At 62.8% G+C, this 20,183-nt stretch carries 18 protein-coding genes and 1 pseudogene; 12 read left to right on the top strand and 7 right to left on the bottom strand.

The features are described 5' to 3' along the window. Nucleotides 1-6: 6 nt before the first annotated feature. Both CXK94_RS18965 and infA read left to right on the top strand, forming a co-directional pair. Nucleotides 7-714: an arginyltransferase gene (locus CXK94_RS18965; protein ID WP_102895473.1), complete on the top strand. Its 708-nt coding sequence runs from the start codon at nucleotides 7-9 to the stop codon at nucleotides 712-714. Between the two features lie 100 nt (nucleotides 715-814). Next, complete coding sequence (gene infA, locus CXK94_RS18970; protein ID WP_002553999.1) at nucleotides 815-1,033, top strand: translation initiation factor IF-1; 219 nt, start codon at nucleotides 815-817, stop codon at nucleotides 1,031-1,033. 263 nt (nucleotides 1,034-1,296) lie between these two features. Here infA and clpA read toward each other — a convergent pair whose 3' ends face one another. Next, nucleotides 1,297-3,567, bottom strand: coding sequence for an ATP-dependent Clp protease ATP-binding subunit ClpA (clpA, locus tag CXK94_RS18975; protein ID WP_102895474.1), 2,271 nt, complete (start codon nucleotides 3,565-3,567; stop codon nucleotides 1,297-1,299). Between the two features lie 30 nt (nucleotides 3,568-3,597). Next, on the bottom strand, nucleotides 3,598-3,960 hold the full coding sequence (gene clpS / locus CXK94_RS18980) for an ATP-dependent Clp protease adapter ClpS (protein WP_102895490.1): 363 nt from the start codon (nucleotides 3,958-3,960) through the stop codon (nucleotides 3,598-3,600). Between the two features lie 219 nt (nucleotides 3,961-4,179). On the opposite strand from clpS, the gene cspD reads away from it, so the two are divergent. Beyond that, complete coding sequence (gene cspD, locus CXK94_RS18985) at nucleotides 4,180-4,440, top strand: cold shock domain-containing protein CspD (protein WP_037039549.1); 261 nt, start codon at nucleotides 4,180-4,182, stop codon at nucleotides 4,438-4,440. Between the two features lie 63 nt (nucleotides 4,441-4,503). Here the strand turns inward: cspD and icd are convergent, their stop codons facing one another. Further along, nucleotides 4,504-5,760, bottom strand: a complete 1,257-nt coding sequence (icd, locus tag CXK94_RS18990; RefSeq protein ID WP_102895475.1) for an NADP-dependent isocitrate dehydrogenase — start codon at nucleotides 5,758-5,760, stop codon at nucleotides 4,504-4,506. A 366-nt stretch (nucleotides 5,761-6,126) separates the two neighbouring features. On the opposite strand from icd, the gene CXK94_RS18995 reads away from it, so the two are divergent. The 4 genes from CXK94_RS18995 (at nucleotide 6,127) to hflD (ending at nucleotide 10,737) form a co-directional block, all read left to right on the top strand. Then, entirely contained in the window at nucleotides 6,127-8,355 is a 2,229-nt protein-coding gene (locus CXK94_RS18995; RefSeq protein WP_102895476.1) for an NADP-dependent isocitrate dehydrogenase, read from the top strand. A 107-nt stretch (nucleotides 8,356-8,462) separates the two neighbouring features. Beyond that, nucleotides 8,463-8,903 carry an NUDIX hydrolase gene (locus CXK94_RS19000; protein WP_102895477.1) on the top strand — a complete coding sequence of 147 codons (441 nt, stop codon included), beginning with the start codon at nucleotides 8,463-8,465 and terminating at the stop codon, nucleotides 8,901-8,903. A gap of 71 nt (nucleotides 8,904-8,974) precedes the next feature. Continuing rightward, a complete protein-coding gene (mnmA, locus tag CXK94_RS19005) occupies nucleotides 8,975-10,102 on the top strand; it encodes a tRNA 2-thiouridine(34) synthase MnmA (RefSeq protein WP_146032318.1) in 1,128 nt (375 codons plus the stop codon). Further along, nucleotides 10,099-10,737 carry a high frequency lysogenization protein HflD gene (gene hflD, locus CXK94_RS19010; RefSeq protein ID WP_037039512.1) on the top strand — a complete coding sequence of 213 codons (639 nt, stop codon included), beginning with the start codon at nucleotides 10,099-10,101 and terminating at the stop codon, nucleotides 10,735-10,737. The genes mnmA and hflD overlap by 4 nt, the downstream gene beginning before the upstream one ends. A gap of 16 nt (nucleotides 10,738-10,753) precedes the next feature. On the opposite strand, the gene CXK94_RS19015 is transcribed toward hflD, so the two are convergent. The 4 genes and pseudogenes from CXK94_RS19015 to CXK94_RS19025 form a co-directional block, all read right to left on the bottom strand. Continuing rightward, nucleotides 10,754-11,962, bottom strand: a complete 1,209-nt coding sequence (locus CXK94_RS19015; RefSeq protein ID WP_102895478.1) for an efflux RND transporter periplasmic adaptor subunit — start codon at nucleotides 11,960-11,962, stop codon at nucleotides 10,754-10,756. A 7-nt stretch (nucleotides 11,963-11,969) separates the two neighbouring features. Beyond that, entirely contained in the window at nucleotides 11,970-13,220 is a 1,251-nt protein-coding gene (locus tag CXK94_RS22735; protein WP_256046077.1) for an ABC transporter permease, read from the bottom strand. A gap of 58 nt (nucleotides 13,221-13,278) precedes the next feature. After that, a pseudogene (locus CXK94_RS22855) lies at nucleotides 13,279-14,334 on the bottom strand (FtsX-like permease family protein); the annotation flags it as partial. An 11-nt stretch (nucleotides 14,335-14,345) separates the two neighbouring features. Continuing rightward, nucleotides 14,346-15,059, bottom strand: a complete 714-nt coding sequence (locus CXK94_RS19025; protein ID WP_037039510.1) for an ABC transporter ATP-binding protein — start codon at nucleotides 15,057-15,059, stop codon at nucleotides 14,346-14,348. 264 nt (nucleotides 15,060-15,323) lie between these two features. Here CXK94_RS19025 and purB point away from each other — a divergent pair, with 264 nt between their 5' ends. From purB to CXK94_RS19050, 5 genes are all read left to right on the top strand, one after another. Next, nucleotides 15,324-16,694 (top strand): adenylosuccinate lyase, encoded by a 1,371-nt coding sequence (purB, locus tag CXK94_RS19030; protein WP_102895479.1) that lies wholly within the window; start codon nucleotides 15,324-15,326, stop codon nucleotides 16,692-16,694. A 76-nt stretch (nucleotides 16,695-16,770) separates the two neighbouring features. Continuing rightward, a complete protein-coding gene (locus tag CXK94_RS19035; protein ID WP_037039507.1) occupies nucleotides 16,771-17,937 on the top strand; it encodes a cupin domain-containing protein in 1,167 nt (388 codons plus the stop codon). Beyond that, entirely contained in the window at nucleotides 17,930-18,355 is a 426-nt protein-coding gene (locus CXK94_RS19040; protein WP_037039505.1) for a GNAT family N-acetyltransferase, read from the top strand. The genes CXK94_RS19035 and CXK94_RS19040 overlap by 8 nt, the downstream gene beginning before the upstream one ends. Before the next feature lie 7 nt (nucleotides 18,356-18,362). Further along, nucleotides 18,363-18,992 carry a hypothetical protein gene (locus CXK94_RS19045; RefSeq protein ID WP_037039503.1) on the top strand — a complete coding sequence of 210 codons (630 nt, stop codon included), beginning with the start codon at nucleotides 18,363-18,365 and terminating at the stop codon, nucleotides 18,990-18,992. After that, complete coding sequence (locus CXK94_RS19050) at nucleotides 18,989-19,798, top strand: secretin N-terminal domain-containing protein (RefSeq protein ID WP_102895480.1); 810 nt, start codon at nucleotides 18,989-18,991, stop codon at nucleotides 19,796-19,798. The genes CXK94_RS19045 and CXK94_RS19050 overlap by 4 nt, the downstream gene beginning before the upstream one ends. The last annotated feature ends 385 nt before the right edge of the window (nucleotides 19,799-20,183 follow it).

Raw genomic sequence — 20,183 nt, forward strand, 5'->3', positions numbered from 1 at the left:
TTGACCATGACTTCACTGGCTCGCCTCAAGTTCTACGCCACCCAGCCGCATGCGTGCAGCTACCTGCCCGACGAACAGGCCACGACGCTGTTTCTCGACCCCAGCCAGCCGATGGATGTTCAGGTATATGCGGAATTGTCGGAGATGGGCTTCCGGCGCAGTGGCGACCACCTCTACCGCCCGCATTGCCAGCGCTGCTCGGCGTGCATCCCGGCGCGCATTCCGGTGCGCGCACGCAACCTCAGCCGCCAACAGAAGCGCATCCTCAAGCGCAATGCCGACCTGCAGGTCAGGGGCGTGCGCCCGAGTTTCAGCGAAGAACTCTATGCGCTCTACGCCACCTATATCGAACGCCGCCATGCCGACGGCGACATGTATCCTCCCAGCCGCGACCAGTTCAACACTTTCCTCGTGCGCGATCTGCCTTTCTGCCGCTTCTACGAGTTCCGTCTGCATGGCCGCCTGCTGGCTGTCGCGGTGACCGATGTGCTGCCAAACGGGCTTTCCGCGGTCTACACCTTCTACGACCCGGATGAAGAACGGCGCAGCCTGGGCCGCTATGCGATTCTCTGGCAGATCGACGAGGCGGCCCGCCTCGGTCTGGAGGCCGTTTATCTCGGCTACTGGATCAAGAACTGCCGGAAGATGAACTACAAGACCGAATACCGTCCGATCGAACTGCTGGTCAACCAGCGCTGGGTGACGCTCAGCTGAAGCCCTTGGCTCACCGGCCCATTTCGGGCACAATGCTTGCCGCTTTTGCCCGCGCAGGCTTGTGCCGGGCCAATCATTAGAACACCGAGGACTTTACTGAATGTCGAAAGAAGACAGCTTCGAAATGGAAGGTACTGTCGTCGACACCCTGCCCAACACCATGTTTCGTGTGGAGTTGGAAAATGGGCACGTCGTTACTGCGCACATCTCCGGCAAGATGCGCAAGAACTACATCCGGATTCTTACCGGTGACAAGGTTCGCGTGGAGCTGACCCCCTACGATCTGAGCAAGGGTCGCATCACCTACCGCGCCCGCTAAGCGAGACGCGAGAAAAACGCCCGGCCCTGACCGGGCTTTTTTGTGTCTGCCACCCTTGGCCGCCGCTGCGCATAGATTGGGTCGGGCCGCGTAGGTTGGATTGAGGAGCGCAGCGACGAAGCCCAACATGCTTTCCATGTCGACCCCAGTTGGGCTTCGCTACGCTCAGCGCCAACCTACCCGTGTGAGCACACTTCCAGCAGGGCTCTGAAATAGAAAGAAAAACGCCCGGCATTTGCCGGGCGTTCGATCCATTCAAGCGATCAGGCCAGCTCGGCCGTGGTTTCGAACTCGAAGAACGGTTCGCCGTCTCGAATATCGATATGCACCACGCCGCCATGCTCGGCCAGCTCGCCGAACAGGATCTCCTCCGCCAATGGGCGCTTGATCTTGTCCTGGATCAGCCTGGCCATCGGCCGCGCGCCCATCTGCGCATCGTAGCCATGCTCAGCCAGCCAGCTGCGCGCGGCATCCGAGACCTCCAGCGTCACATGCTTGTCCTCGAGTTGCGCCTGCAGTTCGATGAGGAACTTGTCGACGATGCTCTTGATGACTTCGTGACTCAGCCGGCCGAACTGGATGATGGTGTCCAGACGGTTGCGGAACTCCGGCGTGAAGCTCTTCTTGATCACTTCCATGGCATCCGAGGCATGGTCCTGCAAGGTGAAGCCGATGGAAGCGCGCGCCGCGGTTTCCGCCCCCGCATTGGTGGTCATGATGATGATCACGTTGCGAAAATCGGCCTTGCGCCCGTTGTTGTCGGTAAGCGTACCGTGGTCCATGACCTGCAGTAGCAGGTTGAAGACTTCCGGGTGGGCCTTCTCGATCTCGTCGAGCAGCAGCACGCAATGGGGCTGTTTGGTAATCGCCTCCGTCAGCAGGCCGCCCTGGTCGAAGCCGACGTACCCCGGAGGCGCACCGATCAACCGGGAAACGGTATGCCGCTCCATGTATTCGGACATGTCGAAGCGTATCAGCTCCACCCCCAGCGCCCGCGCCAGCTGCCGCGCCGCCTCGGTCTTGCCGACACCGGTCGGCCCGGCGAAGAGGAACGAGCCGACCGGCTTGTCGGGCGCCTTGAGCCCCGCACGGGACAGCTTGATGGCAGTGGCCAGCGAATCGATCGCATCGTCCTGGCCGAACACGGTGAGCTTGAGATCGCGCTCGAGATTGCGCAGCAACTCCTTGTCCGAACTGCTGACGTGCTTGGGCGGAATGCGTGCGATCTTCGCCACGATGTTCTCGACCTGTTCGACGTCGATGCACTTGACTCGCTTCTCTTCCGGCTGCAGGCGCTGATAGGCACCCGCCTCGTCGATCACGTCGATCGCCTTGTCCGGCATGTGCCGATCATTGATGTAGCGTGACGCGAGTTCGGCGGCCGCACGGAGCGCCTCGTCGGTGTACTCGATGTGGTGATGCTGTTCGAAACGCCCCTTGAGTCCACGAAGAATGCCGATGGTGTCCTCGACTGACGGCTCGCTCACGTCCACCTTCTGGAAACGCCGCGCCAGCGCGCGATCCTTCTCGAAGATCCCGCGGAACTCCTGGAACGTGGTGGAACCGATACAACGGATCTCGCCGGAAGAGAGCAGCGGCTTGAGCAGGTTCGAAGCATCCATCACGCCACCGGATGCCGCGCCGGCACCGATGATGGTGTGGATCTCGTCGATGAAGAGAATGGCATGCGGCCGCTTGCGCAGCTCACCGAGCAATGCCTTGAAGCGCTTCTCGAAATCGCCGCGGTATTTCGTACCGGCCAGCAGCGCCCCGAGGTCCAGCGAGTAGACGACGCTATCGGCCAACAGATCAGGCACCTGGTTGTCGACGATTCGCTTCGCCAGCCCTTCGGCAATGGCGGTCTTGCCGACACCGGCCTCCCCCACCAACAGCGGATTGTTCTTGCGGCGGCGCGCCAGAATCTGCGCCACCCGCTCGACTTCGTGCTCACGCCCCACCAGCGGATCGATCCGCCCCTGGCGCGCCAGCTCATTCAGATTGCTGGCATAGGCATCCAGCGGATTGCCCGAGGTTCCCGACTCACCGCCTTCTTCATCCTGCATTTCCGTGTCACCCTCTGGATTGCCAGTGCTGCCAGGAACCTTGGAAATGCCGTGCGCGATATAGTTGACCACATCGATACGCGCCACATTCTGCTGCTTGAGCAGAAACACGGCCTGGCTTTCCTGTTCGCTGAAAATGGCCACCAGCACGTTGGCTCCGGTGACTTCGCGCTTGCCGGAACTCTGCACATGGAATACCGCGCGCTGCAGGACACGCTGGAAGCCTAGGGTGGGCTGGGTTTCTCGCTCTTCATCATGCTGCGGGATGAGCGGCGTGGTGGAATCGATGAACTCCTGGAGATCATGCCGCAACTTGTCCAGGCTGGCGCCGCAGGCACGCAATACCGTTGCGGCCGCTTCATTGTCCAGTAGGGCCAACAGGAGGTGTTCAACCGTCATGAATTCATGGCGCTTGGTACGTGCCTCTTTGAAAGCCAGATTCAGAGTGACTTCGAGCTCACGGTTCAACATAGCTTTCACCTCTTCCCCAGCAGTCGGGAGTTAACCGTCCTTCTCGATCTCACAAAGCAGCGGGTGCTGGCATTCCCTTGCATATTGATTGACTTGCATCGCTTTGGTTTCGGCAACGTCGCGGGTATACATCCCGCACACCGCTCGCCCCTCGGTATGAACAGCCAGCATGATCCTGGTCGCCTGCTCCCTGCTGTGGTTGAAGATGCCTTCCAGCACCTCGACGACGAAGTCCATGGGCGTGTAGTCATCATTGAACATGACAACTTTGTACATCGGAGGTGCCTTCAATTCCGGCTTGGCTTCCTGAACCGCCAGGCCGGAGGCGTCATCCTCGTCCCCTAGAGGCCGATCCTGATTGAATGTTAGTCGAATCTGAGCAATTGCATGCATGCGCATAACGGTTCTAGGTCGTGGCGTCGGGGCCAGATGAAAGGTGGACAGCTTCGCAGCCAGCTGACGAGTCGCCTTGACTATCGGCAAAACGGTGATACAAACAGTATGTGCCTACAAGGGCAAGCGGGTTGCGCAACATGAGGCCTCGGGCTGCATAAGCGCGGAATGAAATGGATGTTACTCCAGTAATGGACTCCTTTGCAGAGGGACAACAGCATGCTAAGCGGTAAGGTCAAGTGGTTCAACAACGCCAAGGGCTACGGCTTCATCGTAGCAGACGGCGGCGATGAGGACCTGTTCGCCCACTACTCGGCCATCCAGATGGAAGGCTATCGCACTCTCAAGGCTGGGCAAGCGGTCATGTTCAATATTCTGCAGGGTCCCAAAGGCCTTCATGCGACCGATATCAGGCCGCAGCAGACCACATCCGAAGCTGCAACCCCGGCTTCCCAGACGGCCTCCGCGGTGGACGCCTGACGCTCTCGAGGCAATAAATAAAAAAGGCCGATCGCACGATCGGCCTTTTTGTCATCAGCCGGATTACATATGGCTGATCATGGCATCGCCGAACTGCGAGCAGGACATCAACTGCGCGCCCTCCATCAGGCGCTCGAAGTCGTAGGTGACGGTCTTCGCCGCAATGGCGCCTTCGGTCGCCTTGATGATCAGGTCGGCCGCCTCGATCCAGCCCATATGCCGCAGCATCATTTCGGCGGAGAGAATCAGCGAGCCCGGATTGACCTTGTCCTGGCCGGCATACTTCGGCGCCGTGCCATGAGTGGCCTCGAACATCGCCACGGTATCGGACAGGTTGGCCCCCGGGGCGATACCGATACCACCCACCTCTGCCGCCAGGGCATCGGACAGGTAGTCGCCGTTCAGGTTGAGCGTGGCGATCACATCGTATTCGGCAGGACGCAGCAGGATCTGCTGCAGCATGGCGTCGGCGATCGCATCCTTGACCACGATGTTCTTGCCGGTATTGGGGTTCTTGAACTGCATCCACGGGCCGCCGTCCAGCAGCTCCGCAGCGAATTCGTCACGCGCGACCTCGTAGCCCCATTCCTTGAAGGCACCCTCGGTGAACTTCATGATGTTGCCCTTGTGGACGATGGTCACGGAGCTGCGGTCGTTGTCCACCGCGTATTGCAGCGCCTTGCGGACCAGCCGCTTGGTGCCCTCCTGCGAAACCGGCTTGATACCAATGCCGCAATTCTCGGTGAAGCGAATCTTCTTGACGCCCATTTCCTCGGTGAGGAACTTGATGACCTTTTCCGCCTCGGGGGAACCAGCCTTCCATTCGACGCCGGCGTAGATGTCCTCGGAGTTCTCGCGGAAGATCACCATATCCACGTCACCCGGCTTCTTGACCGGGCTCGGCACGCCAGTGAACCAGCGAACCGGGCGCTGGCAGACGTAGAGGTCCAGCTCCTGGCGCAAGGCAACGTTCAGCGAGCGGATACCACCGCCTACCGGAGTGGTCAGCGGTCCCTTGATGGACACCACGTAGTCGCGGACGGCTTCCAGGGTTTCCTTCGGCAACCAGGTATCCTGGTCGTAGACCTGGGTGGCCTTCTCGCCAGCAAAGACTTCCATCCAGGCGATCTTGCGCGCACCGCCATAAGCCTTTTGAACCGCCGCATCCACGACCTTGATCATCACCGGACTGATGTCGACGCCGATACCGTCCCCCTCGATATAAGGGATGATCGGATTGTCGGGAACATTCAGGGTGTTATCGGCATTGACGGTGATTTTGTCACCGCTGGCAGGCACCTGGATCTTTTGGTATCCCATGCTGGACTCCGTCTTCGTGGTTGAACATCGTCGTCTTTGAGAGTAACCCACTCGAATTGGCTGAAACTATATGTGCGTTCGTCTTATGTGCAAGGCCATTCTGTGAGATGCCGGCGCGATGGTATACTGCACCGATGACTAACAAGTCATAAGGGACGAGCCTGTCTTTCAGTAGAAGACCCGCCTCTTGAAACCGTCGAGTTGCTACCACGGCTCATCGGTTCCAAACGCTCGACACTCTATTGGTGTATCCATCATCACCGCGGCGAAATCCCGCTTCTGGCTCGACGAGAAGAAAAGCCAGAGCGCCCTACCCTGCGCACCCGGGATTCTGTGCACGCCCAGCAAGAAGAGAGTTAACGCTAAATGTCCACCCCTTCGAAGATCATCTATACCTTCACCGACGAAGCCCCAGCCCTCGCCACCTATTCGCTTCTTCCCATTGTAGAAGCCTTCGCAGCCTCCGCTGACATTGCCGTCGAAACACGCGACATCTCTCTTGCAGGGCGCATTCTTGCAAGCTTTGCCGACCAGTTGGCTGCCGACAAACGAGTGGACGACGATCTGGCCAAGCTGGCCGAACTGACCACCCAGGCAGACGCCAACATCATCAAACTGCCGAACATCAGCGCCTCGGTTCCCCAGCTCAAGGCAGCCATCGCCGAACTGCAGGGCCTCGGCTACAACATCCCGAACTTCCCCGAAGACCCGCAGACCGACGCCGAGAAGGAAATCCGCGCGCGTTACAGCAAGGTCCTCGGCAGTGCCGTGAACCCGGTGCTGCGCGAAGGCAACTCCGACCGCCGCGCCCCGGCCGCCGTGAAGGCCTACGCCCGCAAGCACCCGCACTCCATGGGCAAGTGGAGCAAGGCTTCGCAGTCCCACGCCGACTACATGCGCGGCGGTGATTTCTTCTCCAGTGAACAATCCATCACCATGGACAAGGCTGGCGACGTGCGCATCGAGTTCGTCGGTAAGGACGGCCAGGTCGAGGTCAAGAAGCAGCTCGCCCTGCTGGAAGGCGAAGTGCTCGACGGCATGTTCATGAGCTGCAAGAAACTGCGGGCCTTCTTCGAGGACACCCTGCAGGACTGCAAGGAAACCGGCGTGATGTGGTCCCTGCACGTCAAGGCGACCATGATGAAGATCTCCCACCCGATCGTCTTCGGCCATGCCGTGAGCGTCTACTACAAGGACGTGTTCGACAAGTACGGCGATCTGTTCAAGGAGCTGGGCGTCAACCCGAACAACGGCCTGAGCAGCGTCTACGACAAGATCAAGTCGCTGCCCGCCTCGCAGCAGGAAGAAATCCTCCACGACATCCACGAGGTCTACAGCCACCGTCCGGAAATGGCGATGGTCGACTCGGTCAAGGGCATCACCAACCTGCACATCCCGAGCGACGTGATCGTCGATGCCTCCATGCCGGCGATGATCCGCAACTCCGGCCAGATGTGGGGCAAGGATGGCAAGCAGAAGGACACCAAGGCGGTGATGCCGGAGAGCACCTACGCCCGCATCTACCAGGAGATGATCAACTTCTGCAAGACCAACGGCGCCTTCGACCCGGTCACCATGGGCAGCGTGCCGAACGTCGGCCTGATGGCGCAGAAGGCCGAAGAATACGGCTCGCACGACAAGACCTTCGAAATGCAGGCCGACGGCATCATGCGCGTCGTACTGGCCGACGGTACCGTGCTGATGCAGCACGAAGTCGAAAAAGGCGACATCTGGCGTGCCTGCCAGACCAAGGACGCACCGATTCGCGACTGGGTCAAGCTGGCCGTCACCCGCGCCCGCCAATCCGACACGCCGGCCGTCTTCTGGCTGGACCCGGAGCGTGCCCACGACATGCAACTGCAGAAGAAGGTCGAGACCTACCTGCAGGATCATGACCTGAGCGGCCTGGACATCCGCATCATGGGCTACAACGAGGCCATCCGCCTGAGCATGGAGCGCATGATCCGCGGCAAGGACACCATCTCCGTCACCGGCAACGTACTGCGCGACTACCTGACCGACCTGTTCCCGATCATGGAGCTGGGCACCTCGGCCAAGATGCTCTCCATCGTTCCGCTGATGGCGGGCGGCGGCATGTACGAAACCGGCGCCGGCGGCTCGGCACCGAAGCACGTGCAGCAACTGGTCGAAGAAAACTACCTGCGCTGGGATTCACTCGGCGAGTTCCTGGCCCTGGCGGTTTCCCTGGAAGAGACCGGTATCAAGACCGGCAATGCCAAGGCCAAGATCCTCGGCAAGACCCTCGACCAGGCCACCGGCAAGCTGCTGGACAACAACAAGTCCCCGGCACGCAAGGTCGGCCAGATCGACAACCGCGGCAGCCACTTCTACCTGGCTCTGTACTGGGCCCAGGCGCTGGCCGCCCAGGACGAGGACGCCGAACTGAAGGCACACTTCGCCCCGCTGGCCAAGGCCCTGACCGAGCAGGAAGCGACCATCGTCGCCGAACTCGCTGCCGTCCAGGGCAAGCCGGCGGATATCGGCGGCTACTACCGCTCCAACCCGGAGCTGACCAGCAAGGTGATGCGCCCCAGCACCACCTTCAACGCTGCTCTGGCTGCGTTGAACGCCTGAGTCGCTCGCTGAGCGTCACCACGAACCCCGGCCTTGCGCCGGGGTTCGTGTTTCCAGGGGCCTGCGACTGCTATGATCGCGGCATTTCCCGCAAGGCACCCTCTTTTATGGACTGGCACCCTCACATCACCGTCGCCACCGTGGTCGAAGACCAGGGGCGCTTCCTGCTCGTGGAAGAACTCAAGGCCGGGCGTCTGGTCTTGAATCAACCGGCAGGCCACCTGGAAGCCAACGAGACCTTGCGCCAGGCCGCCGTGCGCGAAACGCTCGAGGAAACCGGCTGGGACGTCGAGCTCACGGGGGTCATCGGCATCTATCTGTACACCGCGCCGAGCAATGGCGTGACCTATCAGCGCGTCTGCTTCTCCGCCAAGGCACTGCGGCACGACCCACAACGCCCACTGGACGATGGCATCGTCGGCGCACCCTGGCTGACCCGCGAGGAGCTGGCCGCGCAGCCGGAGCGCTGGCGCAGCGAGCTGGTGGCACGCTGCATCGACGATTACCTTTGCGGCCCACTGCACCCACTGGACGTGGTTCGCGATTGAACGCGGCTTAGTCTTGCCGCCGCCGGCCTGCTAGAATTCGGTCCTTTTTGCAACCCCTTCAGCGAATCCCTATGTCTGTTTCGACCCTCACCGCCCCGGAAAAAACCCGCGTCATCGTCGGCATGTCCGGCGGCGTGGACTCTTCCGTTTCCGCCCTCCTGCTCCTCGAGCAGGGCTACCAGGTCGAAGGCCTGTTCATGAAGAACTGGGAAGAGGACGACGGCACGGAATACTGCACCGCCAAGGAAGACCTGGCCGACGCCCAGGCCGTGTGCGACCGGATCGGCATCAAGCTGCACACCGCCAATTTCGCCGCCGAGTACTGGGACAACGTCTTCGAGCACTTCCTTGCCGAATACAAAGCCGGGCGAACCCCCAACCCGGACATCCTCTGCAACCGTGAAATCAAGTTCAAGGCCTTCCTCGACTATGCGCTGATGCTCGGCGCCGACCTCATCGCCACCGGTCATTACGTGCGCCGCCGCGATGTGGATGGCTGCAGCGAGTTGCTCAAGGGGCTGGATCCGAACAAGGACCAGAGCTACTTCCTGCACGCGGTCGGCGGCGAGCAGCTGGGCAAGACCCTGTTCCCCGTTGGCGAGCTGGAAAAGCCCGAGGTACGCGCCATCGCCGAGAAATACGGCCTGGCCACCGCCAAGAAGAAGGATTCCACAGGTATCTGCTTCATCGGCGAACGCCGCTTCAGCGACTTCCTCAAGCAGTACCTCCCGGCCCAACCAGGCGACATCGAAACTATCGATGGCGAAGTGATCGGCCGCCACCATGGCCTGATGTACCACACCATCGGCCAGCGCCAGGGCCTGGGCATCGGCGGCCTCAAGGATGCCGGCGACGAGCCCTGGTACGTGCTGAGCAAGGACCTGCAGCGCAATGTCCTGGTGGTCGGCCAGGGCAATGATCACCCTTGGCTTTTCTCGCGTGCCCTGCTGGCTTCGGAAATCTACTGGGTCAACCCTCTGGACGTTGTCGAGCCACTGCAGCTGACCGCCAAGGTGCGCTATCGCCAGAGCGACCAGCCCTGCAGCCTGGAGAAGACTGCCAGCGGCTACCGCGTGGTGTTCGACGCGCCCCAGCGCGCAGTGACGCCTGGGCAGTCGGTCGTGCTCTACGACGGCGAGGTCTGCCTGGGCGGTGGCGTGATCGAACAGGCGGAGCCCTGGTTCGAGGGTCGCCCATGAGCACGCTGAACGAACAACTGGTCGCCCTTGGCGCGGTCTTCGAGGCCGCCACCCTGGTAGACCGCATCGCTCGTACCGGCCAGGTACCCGCCGCTGCGCTCGGCTGCCTGCTCGGCAGCCTGCTGGTGCGCAACCCGCAGACCACGCTGGAGATCTATGGCGGCGACGACCTCAACCTGCGCGACGGCTACCGGGCGCTGGTCGGCGCACTGGAGCGCGACAGCAGCAGCCTGCAACGCGAGCCGCTGCGCTATGCGCTGGCGATGATCGGACTGGAGCGCCAGTTGGCCAAGCGCGACGACATGCTCCAGGTGATCGGCAGCCGGCTGGACTCGATCCAGCAACAGGTCGAGCACTTCGGCATCGCTCACGAGAATGTCATCGCGTCCTTCGGTGGGCTGTATCAGGACACCCTCAGCACCTTCCGCCAGCGCATCCAGGTCCAGGGCGACATGCGCCACCTGCAGCAGACGAACAATGCCGCCAAGATCCGCGCGCTGCTGCTCGCCGGCATCCGCTCTGCCCGCCTCTGGCGCCAGCTCGGCGGGCACCGCTGGCAGATGGTGTTCGGGCGCCGCAAGCTGCTCGATGCGCTCTATCCGAAAGTGCGCTCGCCCCAGGGCGACGACCGCTGAACCCGGACGAACCGTGCTATTGCGCGGTTTTCACCGCCTCTACCGTGGCGCCGTCGACGATGCTGTCCGGCGGATGTACGACTACCCGGTCGTGTTCGCTCAAGCCCGTCAACACTTGGGCGTGGATGCCGTTGTTGCGACCGATCTCCACTTCCCGCAGGCGCGCCGTTGCCTCCTCGACCACGAAGGTCATCCAGCGATTGCCTCGGCGGAAAAGAGCCCCGGTGGGCACCTGCAACACCTGATCGTCATGCCAGGTGACGATGCGGGCCTCGACCCTGTAGCGATCCCCCAGCATCCGGGCCGGCAGATCGAGGAAATCCACCCGCACCTTGACGCGCTGCTCCTCGACGCCGAGCGCAGAAATCTTGGTGAAGCCGCCCCGCTCGACCAACGCGACCCTGCCGCGTAGCGGGCGGTCGCCGCCCCATTGCTCGATGATCACCTCAGCGCCCGGCGCTACCCCGACGGCATCGCTGGACAACAGCTCGATCTCGGCTTCCAGGTCCTGCAGGTCGCCCACCTCAAGCAGCGGCTGGCCGGCGGCGACGACCCGGGCATTTTCCTCGAATACATTGAGCACGTGACCGCTGACCGGAGCGACGAGCTGCAGCGGTGCCCCCTTGCCTGCCGGCGCCACGCCCTGCATCAGAGCCGCCTGTGCCTGCTCGACCTCGAACCCTGCGACATCCAGGGCAAAGCGAGCAGCGCTCGCCTCGCGCTTGCGCACCTGCAACTGGCTGCTCGCCTGGTCCCAGGCCTGCTCGGTAACGGTGCCGCTCTTGCGCAGCACGTCGGCGCGCGCGAATTCCTTTTGTGCCAGCTCGAGCACGGCTTCGCTGCGCTCGAACTCGGCCTGGCGCTGCAACCTGAGCCGCCGCGCCGCCTGCAGCGCCGCCTCCGCCTGCGCCTTGCTGCGCGGGTCGAGAAAACCGGCCGACTCCGGATGAAGCACCGCCAAGACGGTCTGCCCGGCAGTTACCAGCGCCCCCGCGCGCAACGGGATGCGCTCGAGAAAGCCCGCCACCGGCGGCGATACCACGTAGCGCTGGCGGATGCGTGTCTTGCCCTCCTCGAAAACACTGACGATAAGCGGTCCGACGCTGACGGCAGCGGTTTCCACCGGAATCGGCTTCGGCCAGAAGCTCACCACCAACAGCGCCAGCAGCAACGCCGCGAAGCCCCAGGGTAGCCACTTCTTCCAACCTTTCGAATTCTTCTTCATGAGCAGCTCAATCCCGCGCCTTCAATACATCCAGCAAGTCCAGTTGGCGGATACGACGTCCGATCACGATAAACGACAGTGCCGAGGAAAGCAGTATGACCAGCACCGCACTGGCATAGGTTCGAGAGGTGAACAGCAACGGGAAGCGCACCGTCTCGGTACTCGACAGTTCGACCATCAGCTGGGTCAGCTGATTGCCGGCGTACAGGCCGAAAGGGAGCGCCAGCAATGTCAGCATGGCAAGTTCGCTGAGCAGCACGCCCGTCACTTCTCGCGGCGTGAAACCCACCACACGCAGCGTCGCCAGTTCCCGGCTACGCTCGGACAGGGCAATGCGCGCGCCGTTGTAGACGACACCACAGGCAACGACCACGGCGAACAGCAGGTAGATGCCCTGCATGATGCCCATCATCTCCCCGGTGGTCTCCTCGAAGCTGGCGCGTGCGTTGGCGGAAATGCTCAGGCCGGCGATACGCGGCGCCTCCTTGACCTTCACCAGGAAGGCATCCCAATAGGCCTGGTCTACCGTCAGGTGCGCCCCGCTCAGCGTACCGCCTTCGCGCATGTACCGGCGCAGCACGTCGATATCGAGATAGGCCCCCAGCCCGGCGAAGTCGGTAATGCTGCCGACCACCGTGACGTGCAGAACGGGCCTGCGCCCCTCCTGTACCTCGACCTGCACCGTATCGCCGGGCGAAACGCCGAGCACATCGGCCAGCTTCTCGGACAGCAGCATGCCTTGTAACGGCATGGCCACCGCCCGCCCCTGCACATCCAGCACCCGGTTCAACTGGCTGTCGCGCCCCATCCCGGTCAACGACACGCGCCGCTCGTGGTGCCCGAAGCGCAGCCGCGCCGGCACGCTGCGGAACGGCTCGACGTGCAGTACCCCGGGCAGTTGCCCGATGGCGCTGAGCGCCGAGGCGGAACCGGGCTCGATGAGCGACAGCGTGACATCCTGGCGCTGCGCCTGGTTCCACTGGAAATCCATCAGGTAGTCGATGCTGTCCCTCATGGCCCCAGGCAGGATCGGTATGGCCGTCGCCAGCATCAGCCCCAGCACCTTGAACAGCGCCTGCCAGGGCTTGCGCTCGAGATTGCGCAGCGCCATGCGCAATGTCGGCGAAGCCAGTTTCTGCAGGCCGAGCCGCTCGAGCAGCGATGTCCGGAACGCTGCAGGCGGCTCCGGACGCATGGCCTCGGCCGGGGGCAGCCTGACCGCCTGCCATACCGCACCGATGACGCCCAGCAGCGACAACGCCGCCGGCGCCCAGAAAGCCGAGCACCAGCGCCAGCCAGTCAGGCCGGAACGGTAGATTCGGCAGTTGGAAGAAGCGCGTGTAGAGCTCGGTCATCATCTGCCCCATCCACAAACCGAGCAGGCTGCCCAGCACGCTGCCGAGCAGCACGATCGCCAGGGCGAACTTCAGGTAATGCCAGCCGACCGCCGCGGATGAGTAGCCGAACGCCTTGAGTTGGGCGATCTGTTCGCGCTGCAGGCGGATCATCCGGGTCAGCGCCGCACTGGTCATGAAGGCGGCGACGCTCAGAAACAGCACGGGAAACGCGATGGAGAACTGGACCAGTTGCCGGATCTCGTCGGCGATCTGCTTGCTGGCGACATGGCCGCTGCGGTCGTACGCCACCTGCCCGCCATAGGGCAACAACAGGCGATCAAGCGCAGCCATCACCGCCTGGGCATTGGCACCCGGAGCGATGTCGACGATCACGCTGTTGAAGGCCCCGGACAGGTCGAAGGCGCTGGCCAGCTTGCGCTCGTTCATCCAGAACACCCCGAAACGCTTGGGGTCCGGGATCATCTGCCCCGGTTGCAGCTCATAGACGAATTCCGGCGACAGGCCTATCCCGACAATATGCAGGCGCTCGCGCGCGCCATAGATCACCGCCTCCACGCTGTCACCCGGGCGAAAACCGTGGGCTCGGGCAAACGCCTCGCTGACGACCACCTCGTAGCGATCGCCGATATCGGGCAAGCGCCCCTCACGTAGAAACAGTAGATTGAGCTGCTGTGGCCGATCGTCCGGCAGCGAGTGGATCACGCCGTCTGCCGGCTCCTTCATTCCCGGCAGATCGAGCCGCAAGTTGCCGGTTATCCGGGTATCCACCGCGGCGACACCGGGAATCCGCTCCAACTGCACTCGCAGGGTGTTCGGCGCCCGCTTCAGTTCGCTGAACACCATGGCGAAGCGATGCGCCTGGTAGTACGCATCGATACTGCCGCCCAGGGAAAGCACCAGGCTGCGCGCCATCACCATGACTGCCAGCCCACAGGCCATCACCAGCGCCACCGCGATCATCTGGCCCTTCATCCGGCCCAGGTCGCGCATCAGCTTGAGGTCGAGCGGGCGCATCCGCTGCCTCCCTACCAGGACAGCGTCGCAGCGGGTTGCCGCTGGCTGTTGCGCTCGATACTCGCCACCCGGCCATCCGAAAAACGGATCACGCGATCCGCCATGTTCGCGATCACCGCATTGTGGGTGATGATCACCACCAATGCGCCGGTGCTGCGGTTGACCTGCTCGATGGCTTCGAGCACGGTGATGCCGGTCTTGACGTCGAGCGCCCCGGTCGGCTCGTCGCACAGCAGCACCTGCGGCCGCTTGGCGATGGCGCGGGCGATGGCCACGCGCTGCTGCTCACCACCGGAGAGCTGCGACGGGAAATTATCCAGGCGCTCGCCCAGGCCCACCATCGTCAATGCCTCCTTGGGGCTCATGGGGGCTTCGGCCAGCTCGGTAATCAGTGCGACGTTCTCACGGGCGGTAAGGCTGGGAATCAGGTTGTAGAACTGGAAGATGAAGCCCACCGAATCGCGGCGGTACTGGGTCAGGCGCTTCTCATCGGCATGGGTGAGATCCTCGCCGGCATAGTGCAGCGTCCCCTCGGTCGGCACATCGAGGCCGCCGAGGATGTTCAACAGGGTGGATTTTCCGCTGCCGGAGGCGCCCAGCAACACCACCAGTTCGCCGGGAAAGAGCTCGAGGTCGACACCGTTGAGCGCCCTGACTTCGGCCTCGCCGGCACCGTAGATCTTGGTCAGGCCGCGCGCCTGAAACAGCGATGTAGTTAGACTCATGATTCCCGGGCATCCGGAAGGTCCGTTCAGGACGATAGCAGGCGGGCGAACCACCATTCATCCGGCCGGCGATATGCCAGGCAGTGTTCATCAGCACCCGGCGACGGGTCAATGACTCCATCGCCGCGCTGGTTGCGGAACGATCGTCCACCCGGCTGCCGCATGCGACAATGGCGCCCCCGTTCATGGATCCGGGTTCAAGCAGCACATTCGTGTATAATCTGCGCCCTCTTTTCGTTGCCCGACTGTCCGAGAATGCCCTCTATGCAGCTTTCCTCGCTCACGGCGGTTTCCCCCGTCGATGGCCGCTACGCCGGCAAAACCAGCGCCCTGCGCCCGATCTTCAGCGAATTCGGCCTGATCCGTTGCCGGGTCCAGGTCGAGGTCCGCTGGCTACAGCGCCTGGCCGCCCACCCGGGCATCCCGGAAGTCGCGCCCTTTTCCGCCGAAGCCAATGCGCTGCTGAACCAGCTGGCCGAGAACTTCCAGCTGGAGCATGCCGAACGCGTCAAGACGTTCGAGCGCACCACCAACCACGACGTCAAGGCCGTGGAGTACCTGCTCAAGGAGCAGGCCAAGCAGTTGCCGGAGCTGGCCAAGGTCAACGAGTTCATTCACTTCGCCTGCACCAGCGAGGACATCAACAACCTGTCCCACGCGCTGATGCTGCGTGAAGGCCGCGACAACGTGCTGCTGCCGCTGATGCGCCAGCTGGCCGACGCGATCCGTGCCCTGGCCGTGCAGTTCGCCGACGTGCCGATGCTTTCGCGCACCCATGGCCAGCCAGCCTCGCCGACCACCCTCGGCAAGGAGCTGGCCAACGTGGTCTACCGCCTGGAACGGCAGATCGCCCAGGTCGCGGCCGTACCTCTGCTGGGCAAGATCAACGGCGCCGTGGGCAACTACAACGCGCATCTGTCGGCCTACCCGAACATCGACTGGGAAGCCAACGCCCGCGAATTCATCGAGGGCGACCTGGGCCTGACCTGGAACCCCTACACCACCCAGATCGAACCGCACGACTACATCGCCGAACTGTTCGACGCCATCGCGCGCTTCAACACCATCCTGATCGACTTCGATCGCGACGTCTGGGGCTACATCTCCCTCGGCTACTTCAAGCAGAAGACCGTGGCCGGCGAAATCGGCTCCTCGACCATGCCGCACAAGGTCAACCCGATCGACTTCGAGAACTCCGAAGGCAACCTCGGCATCGCCAACGCGCTGTTCCAGCATCTGGCCAGCAAGTTGCCGATCTCCCGCTGGCAGCGCGACCTGACCGATTCCACCGTGCTGCGCAACCTCGGCGTCGGCTTCGCCCACAGCGTCATCGCCTACGAGGCGGGCCTCAAGGGCATCGGCAAGCTGGAGCTCAACGCCGCGCGCATCGCCGAGGACCTGAACAATTGCTGGGAAGTGCTGGCCGAGCCGGTACAGACCGTGATGCGCCGTTATGCGGTGGAGAATGCCTACGAAAAGCTCAAGGATCTCACCCGCGGCAAGGGCATCACGCCCGATGCCCTGCAGGCCTTCATCGACGGCCTGGACATCCCGGCCGAGGCCAAGGCCGAGCTGCGCAAGCTGACGCCGGCCAGCTACATCGGCAACGCCGTCGCCCAGGCCAAGCGAATCTGATCGACCTCCTGTATGCACGCCCGGCTGTGCCGGGCGTTTTTATTTGCAGCTCTGTATATAGAGCAAGGTGTTAGGCATGACTTCTGATATTCCACTTCAAATTCTGGGCGGCATCAGCGCCCGGGAATTCCTGCGCGACTACTGGCAGAAGAAACCGCTGCTGATCCGCCAGGCCATTCCGGGTTTCCAGAGCCCGATCTCGCCGGACGAGCTGGCCGGTCTTTCCCTCGAGGAAGAAGTCGAGTCCCGCCTGATCGTCGAGCATGGCGACAGCCCCTGGGAGCTGCGCCGCGGCCCCTTCGCCGAAGACACCTACCAGCAGTTGCCGGAGCGTGACTGGACCCTGCTGGTACAGGCTGTGGATCAGCTGGTGCCGGACGTCGCCGAACTGCTCGAGCACTTCCGTTTCCTGCCCAACTGGCGCATCGACGATGTGATGATCAGCTATGCCGCGCCAGGGGGCGGTGTCGGCCCGCATTTCGACAACTACGATGTCTTCCTGCTGCAGGCCCATGGCCAACGCCGCTGGCGCATCGGCCAGATGTGCGACAGCGAAAGCCCTCTACTTGCGCATGGCGACCTGCGGATCCTCGCCGACTTCCAGGGTACCGACGAGTGGATTCTGGAGCCGGGCGACATGCTTTACCTGCCGCCGCGCCTGGCCCACTTCGGCACCGCCGAGGATGCCTGCATGACCTATTCGGTCGGTTTTCGTGCCCCGAGTGCAGCCGAAGTCCTGACCCACTTCACCGATTTTCTCGCACAGTTCCTGCCGGACGAGGATCGCTACGGCGATGCCGACCTGCAACCGAGCGACGACCCCTACCAGATTCAGAGCGACGCGCTGGACCGCCTGAAGGCGCTGCTCGCCGAACACATGGGTGACGAACGCCTGCTGCTCACCTGGTTCGGCCAATTCATGACCGAGCCGCGCTACCCGGAGCGCGTCGAAGGCCCGGAGATCGATGAATCCGACTTCCTTCCCGCCCTCGAAGACGGTGCCGTACTGGTGCGCAACCCTGCAGCCCGCCTGGCCTGGAGCGAGGTGGACATCGGCCTGCTGTTGTTCGCCAGCGGGCAGAGCCGCCTGCTGCCCGCGCACCTACGGGAGTTGCTGAAGCTGATCTGCTCGGCCGATGCGTTACACGTCGAAAATCTTGACCAATGGCTGAGCGACGAGGATGCGCGTAATCTTCTGTGGCAACTGGCCCAACAAGGAAGTCTGGAGTTCGCAGATGAATAACATTCAGGTCCGCATCGCCGATTGGCAGAAGGACAATGCCGAGCTGCGACGCATCCGGGAAACCGTTTTCATCGCCGAACAGGCCGTTCCCCCGGAACAGGAATGGGATGCCGACGACGCCGAGGCCGTGCATTTTCTCGCCCTGGAGGACGATTACCCGATCGGCACCGCTCGCCTGTTGGCCGACGGACACATCGGCCGCGTAGCGGTCCTGCGCGACTGGCGCGGCATGAATGTCGGCGATGCGCTGATGCGTGCGGTGCTCGCCGAAGCCGAACGTCGCGATTTGAAGGAGCAGAAGCTGACCGCTCAGGTCCACGCTACCGCCTTCTATGAACGGCTGGGCTTCAAGGTCGTCAGCGACGAATTCCTCGAAGCCGGCATCCCTCACGTCGACATGCTTCGCCAGAGCCGCTGAGGTCGCCATGCGTGACGACGCCCCGGACGAAAGGAGCCAGTGTGCCGAACTCCCGGCCATCGACTTCCATTCTCCGGGGCGTTTTGCCGTGCACAATCCACAGGCGGAGCTTGCCGAGCCGCTGCCCTGGGAGCCCGCGCCGTTTCTGCTTGGCGAAAGCGCGGAACTGCAACGGTTCAGCACACCCCTGGAGATTCGCCAGCATGCGCTGGCCCTGTTGCAGCAGGCGACCCGGACGGTATGCATCTACAGCCCGGATCTCGAGCCCTGGCTGTACCACCACGGCAGCATCCAGCAAGCCTGCGCGCGGCTGTTGCTGGCCCATCCGCGCAACCAGCTGCGCATTCTCGTGGGCGACCCCGCGCGCGCCGTCAAGGAGGGTCATCGCCTCCTGCATCTGGCCCGGCGGCTGACCAGTAATCTTCATATCCGCCGGCTGAACCCCGAGTACCCAGACGATAGCGGTGCCTATGCCATCGTGGACGGTTGCGGTCTGCTGTCACGCCCGAAGCCGGATCAGTACACCGGCTATGCTCTTTATCGGGATCCCGCCCGTGTGCGCCTGCGCCAGGCACAATTCGACAAAGCCTGGGATCATGGCCTATCCGATGCGAACCTGCGGAGCTTCCTGTTATGACCCTACGTACCCTGCTGCTGGCCATCACCCTTGCGCTCAGCCTACCCCTGCATGCTGCGACGGAAGTCATACAACTCAATCATCGCATGGCTGAGGATGTGCTTCCGGTCGCCGCGTCCGTAGTCGGCGAGCAGGGCCGGGTGACCGCCTATGGCAACCAGCTGATCGTCAACGCCCCAGGCCCGGTGATCAGCGAACTGCGCCAAGTGCTCGAGCAGTTGGATACCGAACCGAAACGCCTGCTGATCAGCGTCGACACCCAGGATTCGGCAAGCGGCAGCAGCAGCGGTTACCGGGTTGACGGCTCACTGCGCGCCGGCGATGTCGAGTTCGAGACCGGACGAGGTGAAACAGGGGGACGCGACCAGGTGCGCATCATTCGCCGCAGCACCAGTAGCCGGGATGGCGGCATCCAGCAGATCCAAGCCAACGAAGGCTACCCGGCCCTGATCCAGGTCGGCCAGAGCGTACCGCTGACCACCCGTGGCACCGATGTCTACGGCCAGGTCTACCAGCAGACCCAGTACCGCGACGTGATGCGCGGCTTCTACGCCACCGCGACCGTGCACGGCGACCGTGTACAGATCACCATCAGCAGCACCCGCGATCGGCTCAGCCAGAACCGTTCCGGCGTTATCGATACCCAGAGTGCCGATACCCGCGTCAGCGGTCGGGTCGGCGAATGGATTTCCATCGGCGGCGTAAGCGAAAACGCCAGCTCCCAGCAAGACGGGACTCTTCGACGCTACTCTACGCAGGGCAGCCAGGACGTCTCGATGCGCTTGAAAGTAGACGTCCTGGATTGACCCTCGATCCGCCCGACAGGCGACCCCGCATGAAATGTAGTGCCTAAAAAAAAACACTACAAAACGATTGACGACGCTTTTCCAGCGGCGCATCATTGCCCCGCTCCCGCTAACCAGGGGCCCTGGCAAGGGTCTCCGGAGTGCGCTCAAGCCAACCAGCCGAGCCGCTCCGTGACTGTACTGCCCACAAGGCGGACTGACGAGGTTGCGACTGGAACGAGTCGTCCTGAGGGACGGGGAAGCGATTAGCGTATCAGCCAGACAGTTCCTCGTTGTTCCGCCCCACGGCAGCCACGCCGGCTGTGGGTACAGCAACCGGAGCCGGCCCGGCGGTCGTGTCCACCCCTGCTCCAGGTTTCAATCCTCGTCCCGGTCGATATTTCGA

Source organism: Stutzerimonas stutzeri (genome assembly GCF_002890915.1).
Lineage (GTDB): Bacteria > Pseudomonadota > Gammaproteobacteria > Pseudomonadales > Pseudomonadaceae > Stutzerimonas > Stutzerimonas stutzeri_AF.

Excerpts from the sequence above, each read along its gene's own strand:
- CXK94_RS18965 (WP_102895473.1), top strand. The coding sequence starts at position 7 with ATGACTTCACTGGCTCGCCTCAAGTTCTACGCCACCCAGCCGCATGCG.
- infA (WP_002553999.1), top strand. The coding sequence starts at position 815 with ATGTCGAAAGAAGACAGCTTCGAAATGGAAGGTACTGTCGTCGACACC.
- clpA (WP_102895474.1), bottom strand. The coding sequence starts at position 3,567 with ATGTTGAACCGTGAGCTCGAAGTCACTCTGAATCTGGCTTTCAAAGAG.
- clpS (WP_102895490.1), bottom strand. The coding sequence starts at position 3,960 with ATGCATGCAATTGCTCAGATTCGACTAACATTCAATCAGGATCGGCCT.
- cspD (WP_037039549.1), top strand. The coding sequence starts at position 4,180 with ATGCTAAGCGGTAAGGTCAAGTGGTTCAACAACGCCAAGGGCTACGGC.
- icd (WP_102895475.1), bottom strand. The coding sequence starts at position 5,760 with ATGGGATACCAAAAGATCCAGGTGCCTGCCAGCGGTGACAAAATCACC.
- CXK94_RS18995 (WP_102895476.1), top strand. The coding sequence starts at position 6,127 with ATGTCCACCCCTTCGAAGATCATCTATACCTTCACCGACGAAGCCCCA.
- CXK94_RS19000 (WP_102895477.1), top strand. The coding sequence starts at position 8,463 with ATGGACTGGCACCCTCACATCACCGTCGCCACCGTGGTCGAAGACCAG.
- mnmA (WP_146032318.1), top strand. The coding sequence starts at position 8,975 with ATGTCTGTTTCGACCCTCACCGCCCCGGAAAAAACCCGCGTCATCGTC.
- hflD (WP_037039512.1), top strand. The coding sequence starts at position 10,099 with ATGAGCACGCTGAACGAACAACTGGTCGCCCTTGGCGCGGTCTTCGAG.
- CXK94_RS19015 (WP_102895478.1), bottom strand. The coding sequence starts at position 11,962 with ATGAAGAAGAATTCGAAAGGTTGGAAGAAGTGGCTACCCTGGGGCTTC.
- CXK94_RS19025 (WP_037039510.1), bottom strand. The coding sequence starts at position 15,059 with ATGAGTCTAACTACATCGCTGTTTCAGGCGCGCGGCCTGACCAAGATC.
- purB (WP_102895479.1), top strand. The coding sequence starts at position 15,324 with ATGCAGCTTTCCTCGCTCACGGCGGTTTCCCCCGTCGATGGCCGCTAC.
- CXK94_RS19035 (WP_037039507.1), top strand. The coding sequence starts at position 16,771 with ATGACTTCTGATATTCCACTTCAAATTCTGGGCGGCATCAGCGCCCGG.
- CXK94_RS19040 (WP_037039505.1), top strand. The coding sequence starts at position 17,930 with ATGAATAACATTCAGGTCCGCATCGCCGATTGGCAGAAGGACAATGCC.
- CXK94_RS19045 (WP_037039503.1), top strand. The coding sequence starts at position 18,363 with ATGCGTGACGACGCCCCGGACGAAAGGAGCCAGTGTGCCGAACTCCCG.
- CXK94_RS19050 (WP_102895480.1), top strand. The coding sequence starts at position 18,989 with ATGACCCTACGTACCCTGCTGCTGGCCATCACCCTTGCGCTCAGCCTA.